14 protein-coding genes are annotated in these 19,321 nt (G+C 66.4%); 3 read left to right on the forward strand and 11 right to left on the reverse strand.

Going from position 1 to position 19,321, the window contains the following annotated elements; translation table 11 throughout:
• Nucleotides 1-557: 557 nt before the first annotated feature.
• From rpsA to polA, 3 genes are all read right to left on the reverse strand, one after another.
• Nucleotides 558-2,033, reverse strand: coding sequence for a 30S ribosomal protein S1 (rpsA, locus tag C8D78_RS03550; RefSeq protein ID WP_120950456.1), 1,476 nt, complete (start codon nt 2,031-2,033; stop codon nt 558-560).
• A gap of 261 nt (nt 2,034-2,294) precedes the next feature.
• The gene (locus tag C8D78_RS03555; RefSeq protein ID WP_120950457.1) at nt 2,295-3,581 is read right to left on the reverse strand and encodes a GNAT family N-acetyltransferase; all 1,287 of its coding nucleotides are present in this window, start codon (nt 3,579-3,581) and stop codon (nt 2,295-2,297) included.
• Nucleotides 3,582-3,645: 64 nt separating this feature from the next.
• Nucleotides 3,646-6,285: a DNA polymerase I gene (polA, locus tag C8D78_RS03560; protein ID WP_244208253.1), complete on the reverse strand. Its 2,640-nt coding sequence runs from the start codon at nt 6,283-6,285 to the stop codon at nt 3,646-3,648.
• 271 nt (nt 6,286-6,556) lie between these two features.
• Here polA and C8D78_RS03565 point away from each other — a divergent pair, with 271 nt between their 5' ends.
• Nucleotides 6,557-7,021: a hotdog fold thioesterase gene (locus tag C8D78_RS03565; RefSeq protein WP_120950459.1), complete on the forward strand. Its 465-nt coding sequence runs from the start codon at nt 6,557-6,559 to the stop codon at nt 7,019-7,021.
• Between the two features lie 6 nt (nt 7,022-7,027).
• Here C8D78_RS03565 and C8D78_RS03570 read toward each other — a convergent pair whose 3' ends face one another.
• The 7 genes from C8D78_RS03570 to C8D78_RS03600 form a co-directional block, all read right to left on the reverse strand.
• Nucleotides 7,028-7,579: a dihydrofolate reductase family protein gene (locus tag C8D78_RS03570; RefSeq protein WP_120950460.1), complete on the reverse strand. Its 552-nt coding sequence runs from the start codon at nt 7,577-7,579 to the stop codon at nt 7,028-7,030.
• A 120-nt stretch (nt 7,580-7,699) separates the two neighbouring features.
• Nucleotides 7,700-7,924 carry a hypothetical protein gene (locus C8D78_RS03575; protein WP_120950461.1) on the reverse strand — a complete coding sequence of 75 codons (225 nt, stop codon included), beginning with the start codon at nt 7,922-7,924 and terminating at the stop codon, nt 7,700-7,702.
• Complete coding sequence (locus C8D78_RS03580; RefSeq protein ID WP_120950462.1) at nt 7,921-9,126, reverse strand: inorganic phosphate transporter; 1,206 nt, start codon at nt 9,124-9,126, stop codon at nt 7,921-7,923. Before C8D78_RS03580 ends, C8D78_RS03575 begins: the two co-directional genes overlap by 4 nt.
• A gap of 239 nt (nt 9,127-9,365) precedes the next feature.
• Nucleotides 9,366-10,052 carry a hypothetical protein gene (locus tag C8D78_RS03585; protein ID WP_120950463.1) on the reverse strand — a complete coding sequence of 229 codons (687 nt, stop codon included), beginning with the start codon at nt 10,050-10,052 and terminating at the stop codon, nt 9,366-9,368.
• Nucleotides 10,053-10,183: 131 nt separating this feature from the next.
• Nucleotides 10,184-11,053 carry a universal stress protein gene (locus C8D78_RS03590; RefSeq protein WP_120950464.1) on the reverse strand — a complete coding sequence of 290 codons (870 nt, stop codon included), beginning with the start codon at nt 11,051-11,053 and terminating at the stop codon, nt 10,184-10,186.
• Between the two features lie 193 nt (nt 11,054-11,246).
• Nucleotides 11,247-12,563: an erythromycin esterase family protein gene (locus C8D78_RS03595; protein WP_120950465.1), complete on the reverse strand. Its 1,317-nt coding sequence runs from the start codon at nt 12,561-12,563 to the stop codon at nt 11,247-11,249.
• Nucleotides 12,560-13,942: an MBL fold metallo-hydrolase RNA specificity domain-containing protein gene (locus C8D78_RS03600; protein WP_120950466.1), complete on the reverse strand. Its 1,383-nt coding sequence runs from the start codon at nt 13,940-13,942 to the stop codon at nt 12,560-12,562. The genes C8D78_RS03595 and C8D78_RS03600 overlap by 4 nt, the downstream gene beginning before the upstream one ends.
• 264 nt (nt 13,943-14,206) lie before the next feature.
• On the opposite strand from C8D78_RS03600, the gene C8D78_RS03605 reads away from it, so the two are divergent.
• Nucleotides 14,207-15,952 carry a long-chain-fatty-acid--CoA ligase gene (locus C8D78_RS03605; protein WP_120950467.1) on the forward strand — a complete coding sequence of 582 codons (1,746 nt, stop codon included), beginning with the start codon at nt 14,207-14,209 and terminating at the stop codon, nt 15,950-15,952.
• Nucleotides 15,953-15,961: 9 nt separating this feature from the next.
• Here C8D78_RS03605 and C8D78_RS03610 read toward each other — a convergent pair whose 3' ends face one another.
• Nucleotides 15,962-16,474 (reverse strand): TspO/MBR family protein, encoded by a 513-nt coding sequence (locus C8D78_RS03610; protein ID WP_120950468.1) that lies wholly within the window; start codon nt 16,472-16,474, stop codon nt 15,962-15,964.
• 213 nt (nt 16,475-16,687) lie between these two features.
• On the opposite strand from C8D78_RS03610, the gene C8D78_RS03615 reads away from it, so the two are divergent.
• Entirely contained in the window at nt 16,688-19,036 is a 2,349-nt protein-coding gene (locus C8D78_RS03615) for an FdhF/YdeP family oxidoreductase (RefSeq protein ID WP_120950469.1), read from the forward strand.
• Nucleotides 19,037-19,321: the final 285 nt, after the last annotated feature.

The following is a 19,321-nucleotide window of genomic DNA, read 5'->3' on the forward strand; positions in this document are numbered from 1 at the left end:
CGCCACTGGCTGACCGTACTGCCCGCGTGACCAGGTGCCGAGACCAGAACTGGACATGTCCCAAAAGTGCGCACCCGAGGAATGGACATGTCCCGTGCCCAGGGTCAGTCCTGAGCAGAATACCCAAATGCCCCTCGGCCGACCCCAGGAATGAGCATGTCCCCAACAGCCAGCCCCCGGAATGAGCATGCCCCAAGTGCTGGGCCCGAGGAATGAGCATGCTCCCGGGGAGAGCGGCCGAGGAATGGACATGTCCCGTGCCCGGGGCCAGTGCTGAGCAGAATACCCAAATGCCCCTCGGCCAGCCCAAGGAATGAGCATGTCCCCAAGGGGTGGGCGCCACGGCTGAGCATGTCCAGTGGAGCCCGCAGCCACGGAGCATGTCCCGACAACGCAAAAGTGGCCGCCCCCGAGGGGACGGCCACTTTCACTGAATTACTGGAGCTGCAGCGCACGGGGAAACCGGTGCGCTGCATTCCTGAGCACCGTGACGGTGCTGCTTCAAGCTACGAACTGCCTAGACCCCGGGGAGCGGACTCCCCGGGGCACAAGGGCAATTAGTTGCCGGTCAGCTTTTCGCGCAGAGCTGCAAGAGCCTCGTCCGAAGCAAGCGTGCCTGCACCGGTCTCGGTTGCAGCCGGCTCGGAGGAGTAGCTCGTGGTGCCGGAGTCGCTGTCACCGGACGTTGCAGCAGCAGCGTCGTCGGCAGCGTGCTGGGCAACCTGCTTCTTGTGGGCTTCCCAGCGGGTCTGGGCGTCAGCGTACTGCTGCTCCCAGGCGGCGCGCTGGTTCTCGTAGCCTTCAAGCCACTCGTTGGACTCCGGATCGAAGCCCTCCGGGTACTTGTAGTTGCCCTCTTCGTCGTACTCGGCGGCCATGCCGTAGAGTGCCGGATCGAATTCGGTGGACTCGGCGTCGACGCCCTCGTTGGCCTGCTTGAGGGACAGCGAGATGCGGCGGCGTTCGAGGTCGATGTCGATGACCTTGACGAACAGCTCGTCGCCAACGGAGACAACCTGCTCGGCCAGCTCAACGTGGCGCACGGCGAGCTCGGAGATGTGGACCAGGCCTTCGATGCCGTCTTCAACGCGAACGAACGCGCCGAACGGAACCAGCTTGGTGACCTTACCCGGGACAACCTGGCCGAGGGCGTGGGTGCGGGCGAAGGTCTGCCACGGATCTTCCTGCGTAGCCTTGAGCGACAGGGAGACGCGCTCGCGGTCCAGGTCGACCTCGAGAACCTCGACGGTGACTTCCTGGCCAACTTCGACAACCTCGGACGGGTGGTCGATGTGCTTCCAGGACAGCTCGGAAACGTGAACCAGGCCGTCTACGCCGCCCAGGTCCACGAAGGCACCGAAGTTGACGATGGAGGAAACGACGCCCGGACGAACCTGGCCCTTTTCCAGTTTGTTGAGGAACGTGGAGCGGACCTCGGACTGGGTCTGCTCGAGCCATGCACGGCGGGAGAGCACAACGTTGTTGCGGTTCTTGTCCAGCTCGATGATCTTGGCTTCGATCTGCTGACCGATGTACGGAGCGAGGTCGCGCACACGGCGCATCTCGACCAGGGATGCGGGCAGGAAGCCGCGCAGACCGATGTCGAGGATAAGACCACCCTTGACAACCTCGATGACGGTACCGGTGACAACACCGTCTTCTTCCTTGACCTTCTCGATGTCGCCCCAGGCGCGCTCGTACTGAGCACGCTTCTTGGAGAGGATCAGGCGGCCTTCTTTGTCTTCCTTGGTGAGCACCAGGGCTTCGACCTGATCGCCAACGGAGACGACGTCTCCGGGGTCAACGTCGTGCTTGATGGAAAGCTCGCGGGAGGGAATGACACCTTCGGTCTTGTAACCGATGTCGAGCAGAACTTCGTCGCGGTCGACCTTGACGACGGTACCTTCGACGAGGTCTCCGTCGTTGAAGTACTTGATGGTGGCGTCGACAGCTGCGAGGAAGTCCTCAGCGGTACCGATGTCGTTAATGGCGACTACGGGGGTACCGGGCTTCTCGGTGGAGGTGATGGTCATGTAGTAGGGGCTCCGTTGTGGATAGTTAGTCGGTCAGGCAAACCGCTTCGCCCGCATTATGGAATGCAGGCAAAGAATGCGGCTTCTCAGCAAGTGATCCGCCGGGTCATCCTGATTTTGTGAAATGGTGATGCGGGCACGTAGTACACGCCCGTTTAGTCTAGTCGTTTCCGCCAACGCGGGTCAAAGCGCACGGGCCCCCGCGCGGCGGCCGCACCCCGGAAACGCAGGAGGCGTAGCCGCCGACGGCGGGCAGGCCGGCTAGAAGTGCGTGGGGCAGTGCGGTGAGCGTTCGACGGCGAACATGAGACGCGCCGTCAGCGCCGCCCCGGCGGTGTGCTCGGTGATCCTGCCTGCGGCCTTCAGGGTCACCGGACACACGGCACCCAGATAAATGGAGCCGAGGTCCGCGACATCCAGTGACAGGTCCGGCGCCGCCTCCGGAGCCGGCGTCACCGAGGCCTCTCCCCCGCTGACGCTGAGGGCGAAGGTGCCGGCGGCGTGGCCGAGGCTGTCCCGCACGGCGAGAACCAAGGTTCCGTCGGCCGAATAGCGCCGGGCACCCAGAACCCGCACGGTGTCCAGGATGCGCAGCCACAGCATGTCCCGGTGGTCGGAGGACTCGACGCAGCGTGGGTCCTCCAGCGCCCAGGTCAGGGGATCATCCACCGGCGCTTCCTGCCAGCTGATCCGTTCCACGAGGTCCATGCTTCCGAGGAACTGCCATAGCTCCAGGTAGGCGGCGTCGGTCGCCGCCACGAGGTCCACGACCTCCACGGTGTACGGCTTGGTGTCCCAGCCGGCGAACTTATAGGAGACGTACCCGTCCACGGTGCCCGCGGCGTCGTAGTGCAGCGCGCATCGAATTGCCTCGTCCTCGCTGCCGTCGCGGCCGAGCACGCCCGAGGACCGCAGCCGGTAGGCCTCCTGCCGCGAGATCGATCCGGGCAGGGTGCCGTGGAGCCGGGCGAAGACCTTCGGGGCGAGTTCCAGCAGGACCTTCCGGTCCGCGATCTCCACGGAGCCGGAAGGTTCGTGGTGCAGGCGGAAACGCGGCCCGGTATCGACCTTGATGCTCCGCTCGAAGGTGGCCACACCGTACCCGAACCGGCCGTAGATGGATGCTTCCGAGGCCGTGAGGGCCGCCAGCGCGACGCCGTCCGCCTTGGCCGCCGCGAGGTCACCGGTCATCATTCGCCGGAGGAGTCCCTGCCGGCGGTGGGTTCCGCGCACCGTGACGGCGGTGATCAGCTGGGCTTCTAGCTGGCGGCCGTAGCCGATGTTCAGGTCCTTGCGCAGGGTGGCAAAGGTGGCCACGGGGACGTCCGCCGCCAACGCGTGGGCCGCGACGGCGCCGGTCTGGTAGATGCCGGTCATCTCGCGGTTGTCCACCAGATACATGGCCATGATCTTGTCCATGAAGTCGTCTTTGCGAGGCTCGTCGTAGAAGCCGATCCCGACACCCCGCAGCCACGCTGTACCCTGCGCATAGTCCGCCGAGTCCTTATCGGACACGCGGAACCGCCTGAGCTCGTACTTTTCTGCCATGTGTTTCTCCCCCTGAGAATCCTGCCAATCCTGTGGCGCCGGCGGCGCCGGAACCGGTATACCGTTAGTGCCCCGCCTCGTACCAGCTGGAGCCGACGCCGATCTGGACGTCCAGCGGGACGCTCAGGTCCGCGGCCGAGCCCATTTGCTCGATCACGAGCTTCTCGACAACCTCGCGCTCGCCCTTGGCGACTTCGAGGACCAGTTCATCATGGACCTGCAGGAGCATCCTGGATTTGAGGCCCTGCGCCGCCAGGGCGCCGGAAACGCCGAGCATGGCGCGTTTGATGATATCCGCGGCGGACCCCTGGATCGGCGAGTTCAACGCCACCCGCTCCGCATTCTCGCGCAGCTGGCGGTCAGTGCTGGTGAGGTCCGGAAGGTAGCGCCGGCGGCCCTCGATCGTGGCGGTGTAACCGTCGATCCGCGCCTGGTCCACCACGCCGCGAAGGTAGTCGCGGACGGCGCCGAACCGGTCGAAATAGTCCTTCATCAGGGTCCGCGCCTCGTCAACGGAGATCTCCAGCTGCTTCGACAGACCGAAGGAGGTCAGACCGTATGCGAGGCCATAGGACATCGCCTTGACCTTCGAACGCATGGCACTGGTCACCTGGTCGGTGGGCACGTGGAAGATGTTGGAGCCCACGAACCGGTGGAGGTCCTCCCCGTCCTTGTAGGCCTGGATGAGTCCGGCGTCCCCCGACAGGTGGGCCATGATGCGCATTTCGATCTGCGAGTAGTCGGCGGACAGCAGGCACTCGTACCCCTCGCTGACCACGAAGATGCCGCGGACGCGCCGTCCCTCCTCGCTGCGGATGGGAATGTTCTGCAGGTTGGGATTGTTGGAGGAGATCCGGCCCGTGGCGGCGACGTTCTGCGCGTAGGTGGTGTGGATCCGGCCGTCCTCCGCGACGGACTTCTTGAGCGACTCCAGCATCTGGCGCAGCTTGGATGACTCCCGGTGCGCCATCAGCTGGACCAGGAACTCGTGCCCGGTCTTCTCCAGCAGGTTCTTGAGGGAGGCGGCATCGGTGGTGTAACCGGACTTGATTTTCTTGGTTTTTGGCAACTGGAGTTCGTCGAACAGCACGGTCTGGAGCTGCTTCGGGGACCCAAGGTTGACCTCGTGGCCGATCGCGGCGAACGCGAGCTCCTGGGCGTTGTCGATCACCTTGGCGAGGTCCGAGAGCTGCTCGTCCATCCGCGGCATATCAATGGCTATTCCCGCGAGTTCCATATCGGCGAGAACGCGGCTGACCGGCAGCTCCAGGGTGGTCAGCAGGTCCTGGGCCCCGCGTTCAGTCAGTTCCGACTCGAAGTAGCGGCTCAGGGCCTGGACCACTGCGGCCACGTGGACCAGCGCGCCCGCCGCGGCGGCATCGTCGCCGTCGAACGCCAGCTCAAGCTGGCCTGCCTTCGCCGCCTCCGTGGACACGGCGATGTTGAGGTGATGCTGCGCCAGCTCCGCGAGCTCGTAGCTGCGGCGGTCGGGCTGGATCAGGTAGCCGGAAATCGAGGTGTCATCCACGACGCCCTCCAGTTCCAACCCGCGCGCTCGCAGGGCCTTCAGGGCGGCCTTGAATCCGTGCATCACTTTGGGTGCCTGGGCGTCCCGCAGCCACGCTGCCAGAACGTTCTCGGCGGCTGCGTCCTGGCTGGCCAGGTCGATGTAGACGGCGGCGCCGTCGCGGACGATCGCGACCGCGGCCGCGTCCTCGCCGATGCGGCCGGGTACGACGTCGACTGCCACAGCGGAGCGCGTGCCGGCACCGGCCGCGAGGAAGTCGGCCAGCTCGGCGGCGTCCGCTGGGATCAGGAAGTCCGGGGTTTCGAGGCTTTCCCGCTCGGATTCGGTAACTTCGCTGCCATACAGGGCAAAGAGCCGGGTGCGGATGGTCTTGAATTCGAGGGCGTCGAACAGCTCCTCAAGGGCGTCCTGGTCAGGCCGGGGGTCGGCGAGCTCGTCGAGTGTGACGGGCAGGTCCAGGTCAGTGTGGAGCCTGTTGAGCCGCCGGTTGCGCTTGACGTCCTCAACGTATTCGCGGAGGGAGTCACCCACCTTTCCGCCGATCGCGTCGATGTTCTCCAGGACTCCCTCAAGACCGCCGTAGAGGTTGATCCATTTGGCTGCCGTCTTGGGGCCGACGCCGGGAACACCGGGGAGGTTGTCGGCGCTCTCGCCCACCAGGGCGGCGAGGTCCGAGTACTGCGCGGGGCTGACGAAATACTTCTCCTGGATGGCGTCCGCGTCCATCCGGGGAATGTCGCTGACCCCCTTCCTGGGATACAGCACGAAGACGTTGTCCGTGATGAGCTGGAAGGCATCGCGGTCGCCCGATACCAGCAGCACCTCGTAGCCGGCCTTTTCGCCCATGGCTGCCAGGGTGGCCAGGATGTCGTCAGCTTCCCAGCCGGGCATCTTGATGGTCTTGATGCCCCACGCGCCCATGACCTTGTCGATGAGGTCGATCTGGCCGCTCATTTCCCGGGGGGTCTCGTTGCGTCCGCCCTTGTACTCGCTGTATTCGGCCTTGCGGTGCGTCGTGTCGTCGGAGACGTCGAAAGCCACGGCCACGTGGGTGGGCTTTTGCTCCTTGATCAGGTTGATCAGCATGGACGTGAAGCCGTGGACGGCATTCGTGTGCTGCCCGGTGGCGGTGGAGAATTTGTCCGCGGGCAGGGCGAAGAACGCCCGGAACGCCATGGAGTGCCCATCCAGCACCAGAAGCCGCGGCTGGTCCGTAATGGGTATCACAGGGGCCTCGGTGGCGGAAACCGACGCAAAGGCCCGACTCGATTTTCCGGCGGCCTTGGCCGCAGGCACTGATTCCTGCGCCGTTGCAGGAAGCATGTCTGCTGCACTGCCTGCCGATAGGGGGGCAGCTGTAGCAAAGGGGGCAGTGGCAATTGGGGCTGTGGCAATTGGGGCAGTGGCCGGTTTGGTAGTTTCACTCACAGGTGCCAGCCTAGTTCCCATGATGGACAATTTCACGCCCGCCCCCTACGCCGCCGAGCTCGCGGCGGCCGGAGTTCCCGAAGAGATGCACGACTGGCTGGGTGAGTACGGCATTGGCGCCCTGGTGGTGAAGATGGGAATCCACTTCCTTGAACTGAGCCCGGAGCGCACCGTGGCCACCATGCCGGTGGAAGGCAACACCCAGGTTGCGGGCATTCTCCACGGCGGCGCGCACGTGGTCCTGGCCGAAACCCTTGGCTCCTTCGCGGCCGGAATGCACGCGGGTCCCCACCGGCAGGCGCTGGGGATCGAGGTCGGCGCGACGCACCACCGGGCGGTTTCGCAGGGAACAGTAACCGGCACGTGCACGGCCATCCACCTCGGCCGGACCCTCACGACTCACGAGATCGTCATGACGGACGAGCAGGGCCGCAGGCTCTCCACGGCCCGGATCACGAACCTTATCCGCGACATCGCGCGTTAGGAAACGCTAGGTGGCCCTGCCGGGAAACCGGTAGCGCAACTCCACGATGCCGCGTCCCATGGTGCGGGAAGTTACCAGCTCCAGTGGCGGCGTCGGACCTGTCATGGGCAGCAGCGGCTTTCCGCTGCCCAGCACCACGGGAATGACGGAGAGAATGAGTTCATCCAGCAGCCCGGCGTCAGCGAATTGCGCCGCGAGGACTCCCCCGCCCACCACCCAGACATTCCGGCCGGCAGCCTCGTCCTTGAGGTCTTGGACGAACTCACGGACGTCGCCACGCACGAACGTGACGTTGGCGCCCTTCGGGGCGGAGTGTTCGTGGCGGGTGAAGACCCAGCAGGGCGTGCCGGGGTAGGGCCAGTTGCCGGGTTCGTGGTCGCGGAGCCAGGCGTAAGTCTCCCCGCCCATGACGATGCAGCCGACGTCGGCGAAGAACGCGTCGTAGCTGTCCTGGCCGCCGTCAAAGCCGTCAAACTGCATCAGCCACGTCAGGTCGTCATCGTCGGTAGCGATAAAGCCGTCGAGTGAGGATGCCACGAAGTACTGGAAGCTCGCCATGGCCCCAGCCTAGCCAATGCATCCCGGGGTTCCCATCCCCGGGGGCGCCCAAATGCCCGCCGCAGCAGGCGGGAGGCCGCCACCTTGGACGCCCCGCGACGGGGCGCGTGTGGCCGCGGCCTACTTGTGGTGGAAGTAGGGAATGATCAGGTACAGCCCGAAGAGGATCGCGGCGGCGCACACGGCGAAGCACGTGTAGGCGAGTGGACGGGTCCAAGACGGCGCGGGGCTCCGGGTGTCCCCCGCGATGGCGGTGAGCCGGACGCCGAGGGAGTAGAGGACCACCACGGTTAGCGCGGACACGAGCGTGGTACCGGCCACGCTGAACAGTTCCAGCCATTTCATCGCTGGACACCCCCGTTCTTGATCGCCTTGGCGGCGGACTTCTTCTTGCGGAACTGCACGGCCTGGCCGACTTCCTCGATCTGGACGGCGTTGTGGTGGCCCACATGGGACTTCCGCGAACGGACGAACATGTACGCCACGGCGGCGGTGCCGGCCATGGCAGCGATGACCACTCCAATAACGCCGGTCTGCACGAGCAGGGCGGTCAGGGCGCCGACGATTCCGGCAGCCGGCAGCGTGAACAGCCAGCCCAGGGCAATCCGGCCGGCGGTCCCCCACCGCACCGTGGTCCCGCGGCGTCCCATACCGGATCCGATGACCGAGCCGGAGGCCACCTGCGTGGTGGACAGGGCGAAGCCGAGGTTGGACGACGCGAGGATGGCTGTGGCGGTGCTTGTCTCGGCGGAGAATCCCTGGGCGGGCTTCACTTCGGTCAGTCCCGAGCCCATGGTGCGGATGATCCGCCAGCCGCCCGCGTAGGTGCCGATTGCAATCGCGAGGGCACAGGCCGTGATAACCCACCACTGGGGGCCGGAACCGGCGGCCTGGGTGCCGGCGGAGATCAGGACGAGGGTGATGATGCCCATGGTCTTCTGGGCGTCGTTGGTGCCGTGGGCCAGTGCCACGAGGCTGGACGTGAAGACTTGTCCGGTCCGGAATCCGCCCCGCTTCTGCGTGAGCTTATCCCCGGTTTCCGGATCATGGCGGGAAGTCAGGGCGTAGGCCAGGCGGGTGCACAGGTACGCTACGCCGCCCGCGATGATCGGGGCGAACACCGCCGGAAGAATGACCTTCTGCAGGATGGACTCGAAGTTGATCGAGTGGATGCCGATGCCGGCGATCGCGGCGCCGATGAGGCCTCCGAAGAGCGCGTGGGAGGAACTGGAGGGCAGGCCCTTAAGCCACGTGATCATGTTCCACAGGATGGCGCCCATGAGGCCGGCGAAGATGATGTCCGGGGTGATCTGGACGCCGTCCGCGCCCTCCTTGATGATGCCGCCCGAGACGGTCTTGGCGACTTCGGTGGAGAGGAACGCGCCCACAAGGTTCAGCACCGCCGCCAGGGCGACAGCCGTCTTTGGTTTGATGGCGCCGGTCGCGATGGGAGTTGCCATGGCGTTCGCAGTGTCATGAAATCCGTTGGTGAAGTCGAAGAACAGCGCCAGCGATATTACTAGCGCCACCATTACGGTGGTTTCCACCTGTTGCCCAATCTGCAGTGTCCATGGTCAGCAGTTCCATCCCCCGATGCCGCGTAACCACAAAATAATCATCCCATGCCTATCCGGATGAATGCTCAGTGGCCACGAACGCAGCTTGAAACCTTATCGATGGTACGTGGGAAAGACGGCAGTGCAAAACATGCCAGAAGACCCTAAATCCCGGCACCCCCGCCGGGGACCGGCTTTCCCGGAGACGGCGCGATACTCGTCACAGCGCGCTAGACCGCCCGGCGCACGTCCGGGGCCGGACCGGCGTCGAGCATGGAGGCAATCTTGTCCTCCAGTGCGGCGAGCGTAGCCTCCGGCAGGACGATGAGCCCGTCGAGCTCACGGCGGGCGCGGCGGTAGGCTGTCTGGCGTTCGGCCGGCGTCGCCGCAGCGTCCGACGCGATCCTCAGGAGCTTTCGCGCGGTCTCCAGGCGCTGGCGTTCCGGGCCGCTGAATTTGCTGTCCCTGATCCGCTTCGCTTCCCGTTCGGCCACGTCGAAGGCAAGCTCGAAGCTGGTGACCGCCGCCCGGTACTCCGCGAGCCTTCCGACCGTCCTGATGTCCCCTGGTGCGGCGGGGCACAGGCCGTCGGCCTCACGCTTGGCCCGCAGGAAAGCCACGGTGAGGGGCTCCCGGACGTCGGTCATGACGGGAAAGTCGATCAGCTTCCCCACGTCCAGTTCGTAGTCCAGCCAGCGCCTGTTGACGGCATCGTGCGCCTTCATGAGCCCCAGCACCTCGGTCTGGCTGGCCTGCTCCGCCTGCGCCGCCTGGTTTTTGAGCGTGTAGAGCTCAATCCGACGGCGGTGCCGGCGCTCCGCGGCTTTGGACCAGGACCGAGCCCACCCGCCGATCAGCCCGCTCATGGGGAAAACGAGCCACCAGGAATGGCTGAGAAAGTTAAAGAACGGGTCCACGGCAACATCCTCCCATCCGTCGGCGGCGGCGGAAAGCCCCCTCGGCGGAGGGGGCTTCCCAGCCTAATGCGGCCGGTCCGTTGCGACGGTCCGTTGCGGGCCGTGCCGCGGCGACGGACTGCTTGCCGGCGTCAGTCCTCGTGCTTGACCTTGTGCACCCGGGTGACGATGGTGGGGCACGGCACGTTCAACAGCACGGCGTGGGCCGTGGAGCCGAGCACCGTCCGGGACAGCCCGCCGCGCCCGCGGCTGCCGATCACCAGCAGCCTGGCGTCCCCGGCGATATCAACGAGCGCCTTCGCCGGTTCGGTGTTTGTCTCGAGCCGTTGATGGACCACGAGGTCGGGGTATTTGTCGCCGAGACCGGCCACCGATTCGGCGAGCACAATCCGGTTCTCTTCGACAATGCTCTCGGCCAGCCCGCTGGAGGGCAGTTGTTTCTCGAGCCACCGGGCCGGGCTCTTGAACGCCAGGACCACGCTGAGTTCATCTCCGCCCAGGTCAGCCTCTGCGGCCGCGAAGGCAACCGCCTGTAGCGACTCCTCGGAACCGTCCACCCCAACCACCACGCCGGTGCCCCCGGCGCCAGGTTTCGCCGGCACCACCGCTACCGGGCATTCCGACGCGGCGACAACCTGCAGCGCGCGGTCCGTCATGGGACCGCCGTCGACCCGGCGCTTCTCATGCCCGCCAACCACGATCATGGCTGCCTCCTTGGAGACCTCCCGGAGGACGGAGCCGCCGCTGCCATGGCGCAACTGGATGTCCACCTTGACGTCCGGGGCTTGCTCGCCGGCGCTGGCTTGCGCCTTTTGCAGAAGCTCCATCCCGGATTCCTTGATGAGCTCGTGGTACTGGAAATCCGGGGACATCCAGCGGTCATCCACCGCATGGACCGCGATGACCGGAAGCTTGTCCCGGCCCGCACGCTGAAGGGCCCAGGTCAGTGCGGCGTCGCTTCCCGCGGACCCGTTGATACCGACGACGATTGCTTTACTCATTCTGAACCCTGCTCTTCTGAAGTGGAGTGATGGTTGCACACCGCGTAACCCGGCAAGTCTCCTGACACTTCAGTGTGCTCCGCCTGCCAAAACCCGGCTTAGGGCCTTAAGCCCCCCACTTGGCGCGCTTCGCCGCGCCGCCGGCTCCGCCGGAACCCGCCGGCGCCCCACCCGGCGCCTCGCCCGGCAACGCCTAGAATCCCGTGGGCTCCGTCTCAAACTCGGGTTCCCGGGGCGGCCCCTCATGGTGGACCGGGCGCAGCGCCGCGGCATGTTCGAGCCAGATGAGCGCGTCGTAGCGCTCCCCCATTCGGGTCGGAACGTAATTACCCGCTTCCCGTTCCGGGTGGTACACGACGCCGATCGCGCGGTGCCCGAGCCATGTCGAAAGCCAGGGCCCCGACCTGTCGTCCCCGAACTCCAGCACGGACGGCACGCCCAGCGCCTGGTGCAGGAAGTCCTCGTGGCTGCCCGGACGGGCCTCCGGGACCGTGAAGACCCGCTCCGGCCGGCCCCACGCGTCCGCGGCGATCACGGTCCCCCGGTGCGCTGCGAAGCCGACCAGCAGGACTCCTTCGTCCGCGTGGCGTTCCCGCAGCAGCTGGCCGACATTGACCAGGCCGTCCTGGGCCATGTCGGTGGCCCGCGCGTCCCCGACATGCGTGTTGTGCTCCCAGACCAGGCCCTTCGACGCCGGGCCGAGGTGCTTGCTGACCCGGTCGATGGTGTCCGCCATGTGGTGGTCGCGGACGTTCCAGGACTGCCGGTCCCCGCGGACCATGATGCGGTAGTAGTGCTCCGCGTTGGCGGCGACTTCGGCGTTTTGGACGGCGTCGAAGGCGTCCTCGTCGTGGGGGCCGGGGCTGAAGGCCCGGTTCCTGACCTCGGCCAGGAGGGCCACGACGTCGGCCTCGCAGGACTGCGGCACCAGCCGCGTGCTCCACGCGTACTGGTGCGGATCCTCGTGATGCGGCAGGAAGCACTGCCAGGCCCGCATGGCCGCGGGCACGGCGTCGGGGACGTTCTCCTGCAGCCAGCCGATGATTTCCCGCAGCGAATCCCAGAGCGAGTAAACGTCCAGCCCGTAGAAGCCCACGCGCTTGTCCATGGGCCGTCCCAAGTTCCAGGTGCGCAGCCAGTCCAGGAACGCCGCGATTTCCTCGTTGGCCCACATCCAGGTCGGCCAGCGTTCGAATCCGGCCAGCATCGCGTGGACACCCTGGTCCTTTCCGTCCTTGCCGCGGACCCACCGGTTGATGCGCCAGCAGTCCGGCCAGTCGCCTTCGACCCCGATCCAGTTGTAGCCCTCCTCCGCGATCAGCCGCCGGCTGAGGGTGTCCCGCCAGGTGTAAAACTCGTGGGTTCCGTGGGACGCCTCGCCGATCGCGACAAACCGGCAGTCCGCAGCCCGCCGCACCAGGCCGTTGAGGTCGCGATCGCTTTTCAGCGGCCGGGCGAGGTCATGGATCTCCCTCAGCACGGTTGTCCGGGTGACGGCGCCGGGATTCATCGCGGATCCTCGATGTCAATCGACTCCAGGTGCTCAGGGACCCGGGCGTGCCAGCCGAGTTCGTGTTTGATCCGGAGACGCAGGGCATCGGACGCGTCGGGTTCGCCGTGCGTGATGTAGGTCATGCGGGGCTCCTTCGTTGCCGCTTTCATCCACGCGATGATGCCGTCGGAATCGGCATGCGCGGAAAGGCTTTCCATCTGGATCACTTCGGCCCGCACCTTGATGTCTTCGCCGTAGATGCGCAGCTCGCGTTCGCCGGCCGCCAGGGTGGCCCCGCGCGTGCCGCCGGCCTGGTAACCGCTGAGGATGATGGCGTTTTTCGGGTCGGGGCCGTAGGCCGCGACGTGGTGCAGGATCCGGCCGCCGGTCAGCATGCCGCTGGCCGAGATGATGATCATGGGCCCGCCGCGCAGGTTCAGTAGCTTGGACTCATCCACAGTGCGCGTGAGCTTGGCCAGCTTGTACATTCCCGTGTACTCCTCCCGTTTGAGCCGGTGTTCCTCGGGATGGCGCTGGTACATTGCCGATGCATCGATGGCCATGGGGCTGTTCAGGTACACCGGGATGTTCGGAATCGCCTGCTTTCGGAGGAGCCGTGAGAGATACAGCATGAGCGTCTCGGCACGGCCGACGGCGAAGGCGGCGAACATGATGACCCCTCCGCGTTTCGCGACACGGTTGATAATCTCCCCCAATTGCTGCTCCGGATCCTCCGCGGAGTGTTTCCGGTTGCCGTACGTCGACTCCGTCACGAGGACGCCCGTTTCACCAAGGGGGCGTGGCGGGTACATGAAGGGGTCATCGGCGCGGCCCAGGTCCCCCGTGAAGTGCACGGAATGGGCGCCGAGCCGCACGTGGACCTGGGCGGCCCCAAGGATGTGCCCGGCCGGCATGAACGTCAATTCCAGCCCGCCCCCGAGGTCAAGGGGCTCGTCAAACCCGCGGATCCTGAAGCTGTTGAGGGACGCCACGGCGTCGGCGGCCGTATAGAGCGGCAGCGCAGGATCGTGTGCGGCAGATCCCCGGTGCGAGGCATACCGGGCCTCCTCCTCCTGCAAGTGGCCGCTATCCGGCAGGAGGAGTTTGCACAGATCCGTGGTGCCGTCCGTGGCGTAGACGGGCCCGTCGAACCCGTCCCTGACGAGGGCGGGGACGTAGCCGGTGTGGTCCAGGTGCGCATGGGTCAACACGACGGCATCAATGGACCGGGGCGGCACCGGGAACGGCGACCGGTTGCGCTCGCGGCTGCGCTTATAGCCTTGGAAGAGGCCGCAGTCCACCAGCACGCGCCTGCCGCCGGCGTCGATCAGGTAGCGGGAGCCGGTGACGGTGTCGGTAGCGCCCAGAAATTTCAGGCTCGGATGCTGGTCTTTCATGGCGCTCCCGTGGACCTCCACCCAGTAGATCTGTACATTGCGCGGACCTGTGACGTGCGCAGACCTGCAGCTGGCGGTGCATGCCCCAGCTTCCGCCCGGGCCCGGTGGGTGCCAAGGGCCGAAAGTCACGTCCGGGCCGGCACCCAAGGCCCAGCGGTTCCGGGCGAAGCGCCCGGGCCGGGACCGCCCCGGTAGGATTTCCTGACGGGTCCTGCCGGGCCCGAGGCCGGAAGCCCGGCGCAGCCCAGTGGCAAGGACACACCATGAGCAACAGATCCGCGGGGCACCAGCATCCCGACCGCCCGTGGACGCGCCACTACAGCCTCGGAGTTCCCGCCGACCTCAAGCTCCCCACAGGATCCCTTGTGGACCTCATCGACGCGTCCGTCCGGCGCTACGGGTCAAAGACAGCACTGGAGTTCTTCGGGGCGCGTACCAGCTACCGCGAGCTCGGGTCCGCCATCAGCAAGGCGGCCGCGGGTCTGAAGAAGCTTGGCGTGCGGGCCGGCGACCGGGTGGCGCTGGTTTTGCCGAACTGTCCGCAGCACATCATCGCGTTCCATGCGGTGCTGCGGCTGGGCGCCGTCGTCGTCGAACATAATCCCCTCTATACCGACCGGGAGCTCCGGCATCAGTTCGAGGACCACGGCGCCACCGTGGCCGTGGTGTGGGACAAAGTCGCGGACAAGGTCCGGCAGTTGCCGTCCGACGTCGGGCTGACGGGCATTGTCTCCGTTGAGTTGATACCCGCGATGCCCCTGCTGCAGCGGCTGGCGCTGCGGCTCCCGGTGCCCGCAGCACGCAAGGCCCGCGCCGCACTGGCCGCCGGCAAGCACCGGCCCCGGCCCGCGTCGGCGCCGGACGGCCGTCAACTGCTGCCCTGGAAGGAACTCCTTGCCGCCGGCGAGCTGAAGAAGAGGCACCCTCGTCCGGCCGCAAGTGATCTGGCCGTCATCCAATACACCAGCGGCACCACCGGCCAGCCCAAAGGCGCCATGCTCACCCATGCCAATCTGCAGGCCAACGCCGCACAGGGCCGGGCTTGGGTGCCCGGGCTCAAAGAGGGCAGGGAAACGGTCTACGCGGTGCTGCCGATGTTCCACGCCTACGGGCTGACCCTCTGCATGACGTTTGCCCTGAGCATCGGCGCGAAGCTTGTGCTGTTCCCGAAGTTCGATGTTGACCTCGTGCTGAAGGCACACCGGAAATCGCCGGCCACGTTCCTGCCGGCGGTGCCACCGATCTACGACCGCATCGCCGCCGCCGCGGCCGAACGGGGCATTGCGCTGGAGGGCATCCGGTTTTCGATTTCGGGGGCGATGAACCTGCCGACGGCGACAGTGGAGACCTGGGAGAACGCCACGGGAGGCTATCTGATCGAGGGCTACGGGCTGACGGAGACCTCGCCCATCGCCCTGGGCAACCCTTTCGGTCCCAGCCGCAAGCCCGGAACCGTGGGGGTCCCTTTTCCGCTGACCGACATCCGGGTGGTGGACCCGCGGAACGTCCTCCTGGACCGCGCTCCGGGGGAGGAAGGCGAGCTGCTGATCAGGGGGCCGCAGGTGTTTGCCGGTTATTGGAACCGGCCGCAGGAGACCGAGGAAGCCCTGCTGGAAGGGGGCTGGTTCCGCACGGGTGACATCGTCTCGGTGGACAAGGACGACTTCGTGACCGTCCGGGACCGGATCAAGGAGCTGATCATCACGGGAGGCTTCAACGTCTCCCCCACGGAGGTGGAAGACGTCCTCAGCGAATACCCCGGCGTCCTGGAGGTGTGCGTGGTGGGCCTGCCCCGCCCGGGCGGCGGCGAAGACGTGGTGGCCGCCGTCGTCCCGGCTGCTGGTTCCGGCGCCGACGTCGACCCGCAGTCGCTGCTGGCATTCGCCCGGGAGAACCTGGCCGCCTACAAGGTTCCGCGCCGCGTCGCGGTGGTGGATCAGCTGCCGCGCTCGCTGATCGGCAAGGTCCTGCGCCGCGAGGTCCGTAACTCGCTCGCGGCCGGCCGCTAATCCGGCGGTCTACTGCCGCGGGCCCACTCCGGGATTGAGTCTCGCGATGGCTGCCGACAAGACCGTGGCGAATCCGCACCACACGGCGTAGGGTGCCAGGGACGCCCCGGCGGCGGGGTTCAACCGGTGCGTCCGCCGGACCAGGTCGGCGCTGCTTACCGTCAGCACGGCGCACTCAGCCGCCGCGAGCCACGGCTTGCGGGTACGCCAGAAAAGCCAGCTCCACGTTGCATTCAGGAGGAGGTTGGCGGCCAATGCGCCCCGGTAGGCGGTGAGATCCCGGCGCGTGGCCCCGGCACCGGAGGTCCCTGCCGCAGCTGGGCTGTCCAGGGCGGCGGCGGAGCTCACGGCAAGGTCCGCGTAGAGTGCTGTCCACACCACGGGAAAAGCTATGGCGGGCGGCTGCCATCCGGGTTTGCGGAGCTCCCGGTACCAGCGGCTGCCAGGATCGGTCGCAATCCCGCCTGCCGCCGCCGTTGCGGCGGTGGCCGCCGCAGTCCACACGAGCGTCTTCAGTTTCATGGCCGGTCCTCAATTCCCCTGATTCGTGTCCGTTTCGCCGTGTCAGGGTGCAGGCGCGCGCTAATGAACCACATGCTACTGAACCGCGGCGCCGCCGTCGACGGCGGATCGCTTGCGGCACTCCGGGCAAGCTGGTAGGCCTGAAGGTAGGGTGCATAGTGGCACATAAGCGCGCCGTCCTCTCCGGACCGCGGTTGCAGAAGGGAAGTACACGTGACTCGCAAGACTCCTCGCATCGAGGAACCGTCCGAGAAAGAGCTTGTTGTCGAGAACGGGCCGAAGAGCTGGGCCGCCGGCGTCCCGGGCGTGTACCACTCCATGAAGCCGGCCATCGAGCAAATGGGCCTGAACCGGACCCGCAAGACCGTCATGGCCATGAACCAGAAGGACGGCTTCGACTGTCCGAGCTGCGCCTGGCCGGACCCGCACCACCGCAAGGCGTTCGAGTTCTGTGAGAACGGGGCCAAGGCCGTTACATGGGAAGCCACCCCCATCACGATTCCCTCGAGCTTCTGGGCAGAACACCCGGTCAGCGAGCTACGGGGCCGCTCCGAGTATTGGCTGGGCATGCAGGGCCGGCTCATCGAGCCCGTCTACAAGCCCGCCGGAGAGGACCACTACAAGCCGGTCAGCTGGGACGAAGCCCTCCGGATTGTCGCGGACAAACTCAAGGGGCTGGACTCCCCCGACCACGCTGCGTTCTACACGAGCGGCCGCACCTCGAACGAGGCGGCCTTCCTCTACCAGCTGCTGGTCCGCGGCTACGGCACCAACAATCTGCCGGACTGCTCCAACATGTGCCACGAATCCTCGGGCTGGGCCATGGGCCAGACCATCGGCATCGGCAAGGCCACCGTCAGTTTCGACGATTACGCCAACGCGGACCTGATCATCATCATGGGCCAGAATCCGGGCACCAACCACCCCCGGATGATGACTGAGCTTGAGAACTGCAAGCACAACGGCGGCGAGATCGTCGCCGTCAACCCCCTTCCCGAGGCGGGGTTGCGCCGCTACAAGAATCCGCAGCAGGTCAATGGAGTCGTCGGTCACGGCGTCCAGATTGCGGACCAGTTTTTGCAGATCCGGATCGGCGGGGACATGGCCCTGCTGCAGGCCGTGTCCAAGCGCGTGCTCGACGCCGAGGCCAAGAACCCGGGCACCGTCCTGGACCACGCATTCCTGGCCGAACACTGCGAGGGGCTTGAGGAACTCAAAGCACACCTGTCCCGGCTGGATGAACAAGCCGTGCTTCAGGCCACCGGGCTGCGCAGCGAGGACATCGACGAGCTCGCCGCCCGCTACCTCAAGGCCGAGAAAGTCATCATCACCTGGGCCATGGGCATCACGCAGCAGAAGAAGGGCGTGGCCACGATCAAGGAGATCATCAACCTCCTGCTGCTGCGCGGGAATATGGGCAAGCCCGGCGCCGGAGCCTCGCCCATCCGCGGGCACAGCAATGTCCAGGGCGACCGCACCATGGGCATCTGGGAACAGATGCCGCAGTCCTTCATGGAAGCCCTCGGCAAGGAGTTCGACTTCGAGCCGCCCCGCGACCACGGCACGGACGCCGTCGAAACCATCAACCAGATGCGCGCCGGCCAGATCAAGGCCTTCGTCGCCCTCGGCGGCAACCTTGTGGCGGCCATCTCGGACACCAATGCCGCCGAGGCCGCAATGGAAAACACCGAGATGACGGTCCAGATCTCGACCAAACTGAATCGGTCCCATACCGTGACCGGCCTCGAGGCCCTGATCCTGCCGACCATGGGCCGGACCGAGATTGATATACAGGAATCGGGCCCGCAGTTCGTGTCCGTCGAGGACACCGTCTGCGCCGTGCACCCGTCCTGGGGCAGCGTCGAGCCGGTGTCACATCATTTGCTCTCGGAGCCGGCCATCCTCAGCCGGCTGGGCAAACTCCTGGTCGGCGACAAGATCAAGGCCGACTGGGACGGCTACGAAAAGAACTACGACCTCATCCGCGACCACATCTCGCGGGTCGTGGGCGGCTGCGAAGACTACAACGAACGGATCCGGCAAGAGGGCGGCTTTGTCCTCGCGAACGGTCCCCGCGACTCGCGCACGTTCCCCACACCGACCGGCAAGGCCGTGCTGACCGTCAACGACCTCGAACATGTCCAACGGCCGGCGGGGACCCTGATCCTGCAGAGCATGCGCTCCCACGATCAGTTCAACACCACCATCTACTCGCACAACGACCGGTACCGGGGCATCAAGAAGGGCCGCCACGTGGTGTTCGTGAACCCGGACGACCTCGCCGAACTCGGCCTGTCGGACGGGCTGTACGTGGACATCCACGGGGTGCACGAAGACGGCGAGGAGCGCGTGGTCCGCAAGTTCCGTGTTGTGTCCTACCCGACGGCCCGGGGCTGCGCGGCCGCGTACTACCCCGAGGCCAACGTGCTCGTGCCCCTGAACCACACGGCCGAAGGCAGCAACACCCCGATCTCGAAGGCCGTAATTGTCCGGCTCGAGCCGAGCCGGGACCAGACCCCGGAGGGCACGGCTGAAGTCCCCGCAGACGTGGCGTCGCACTAGGCACCCGCTTGCACAGGCCGGGGCCACGGGACATGCCCAGTCCCCGCCCCGGCCACCGGACATGACACCACCATGCCCACCCCTGCACCCCAGCAATGAGCATGTCCCGTGGAATGGGACCCGGACGCGAAAGGCCGCGTTCCCTTTTTCGGGAACGCGGCCTTTCCACATAAGCGGCCTCTCCTGCCACCGCGGCGGGCTACCGGGGCCAGCTGCCCGCAGCTGTGCGCGGCGCCGTCGGCGGCCTATCGCCGGCAGGCGCCCGCATCAGACGCCAGCCCGACG

Source organism: Arthrobacter oryzae, from assembly GCF_003634095.1.
Lineage (GTDB): Bacteria > Actinomycetota > Actinomycetes > Actinomycetales > Micrococcaceae > Arthrobacter > Arthrobacter oryzae.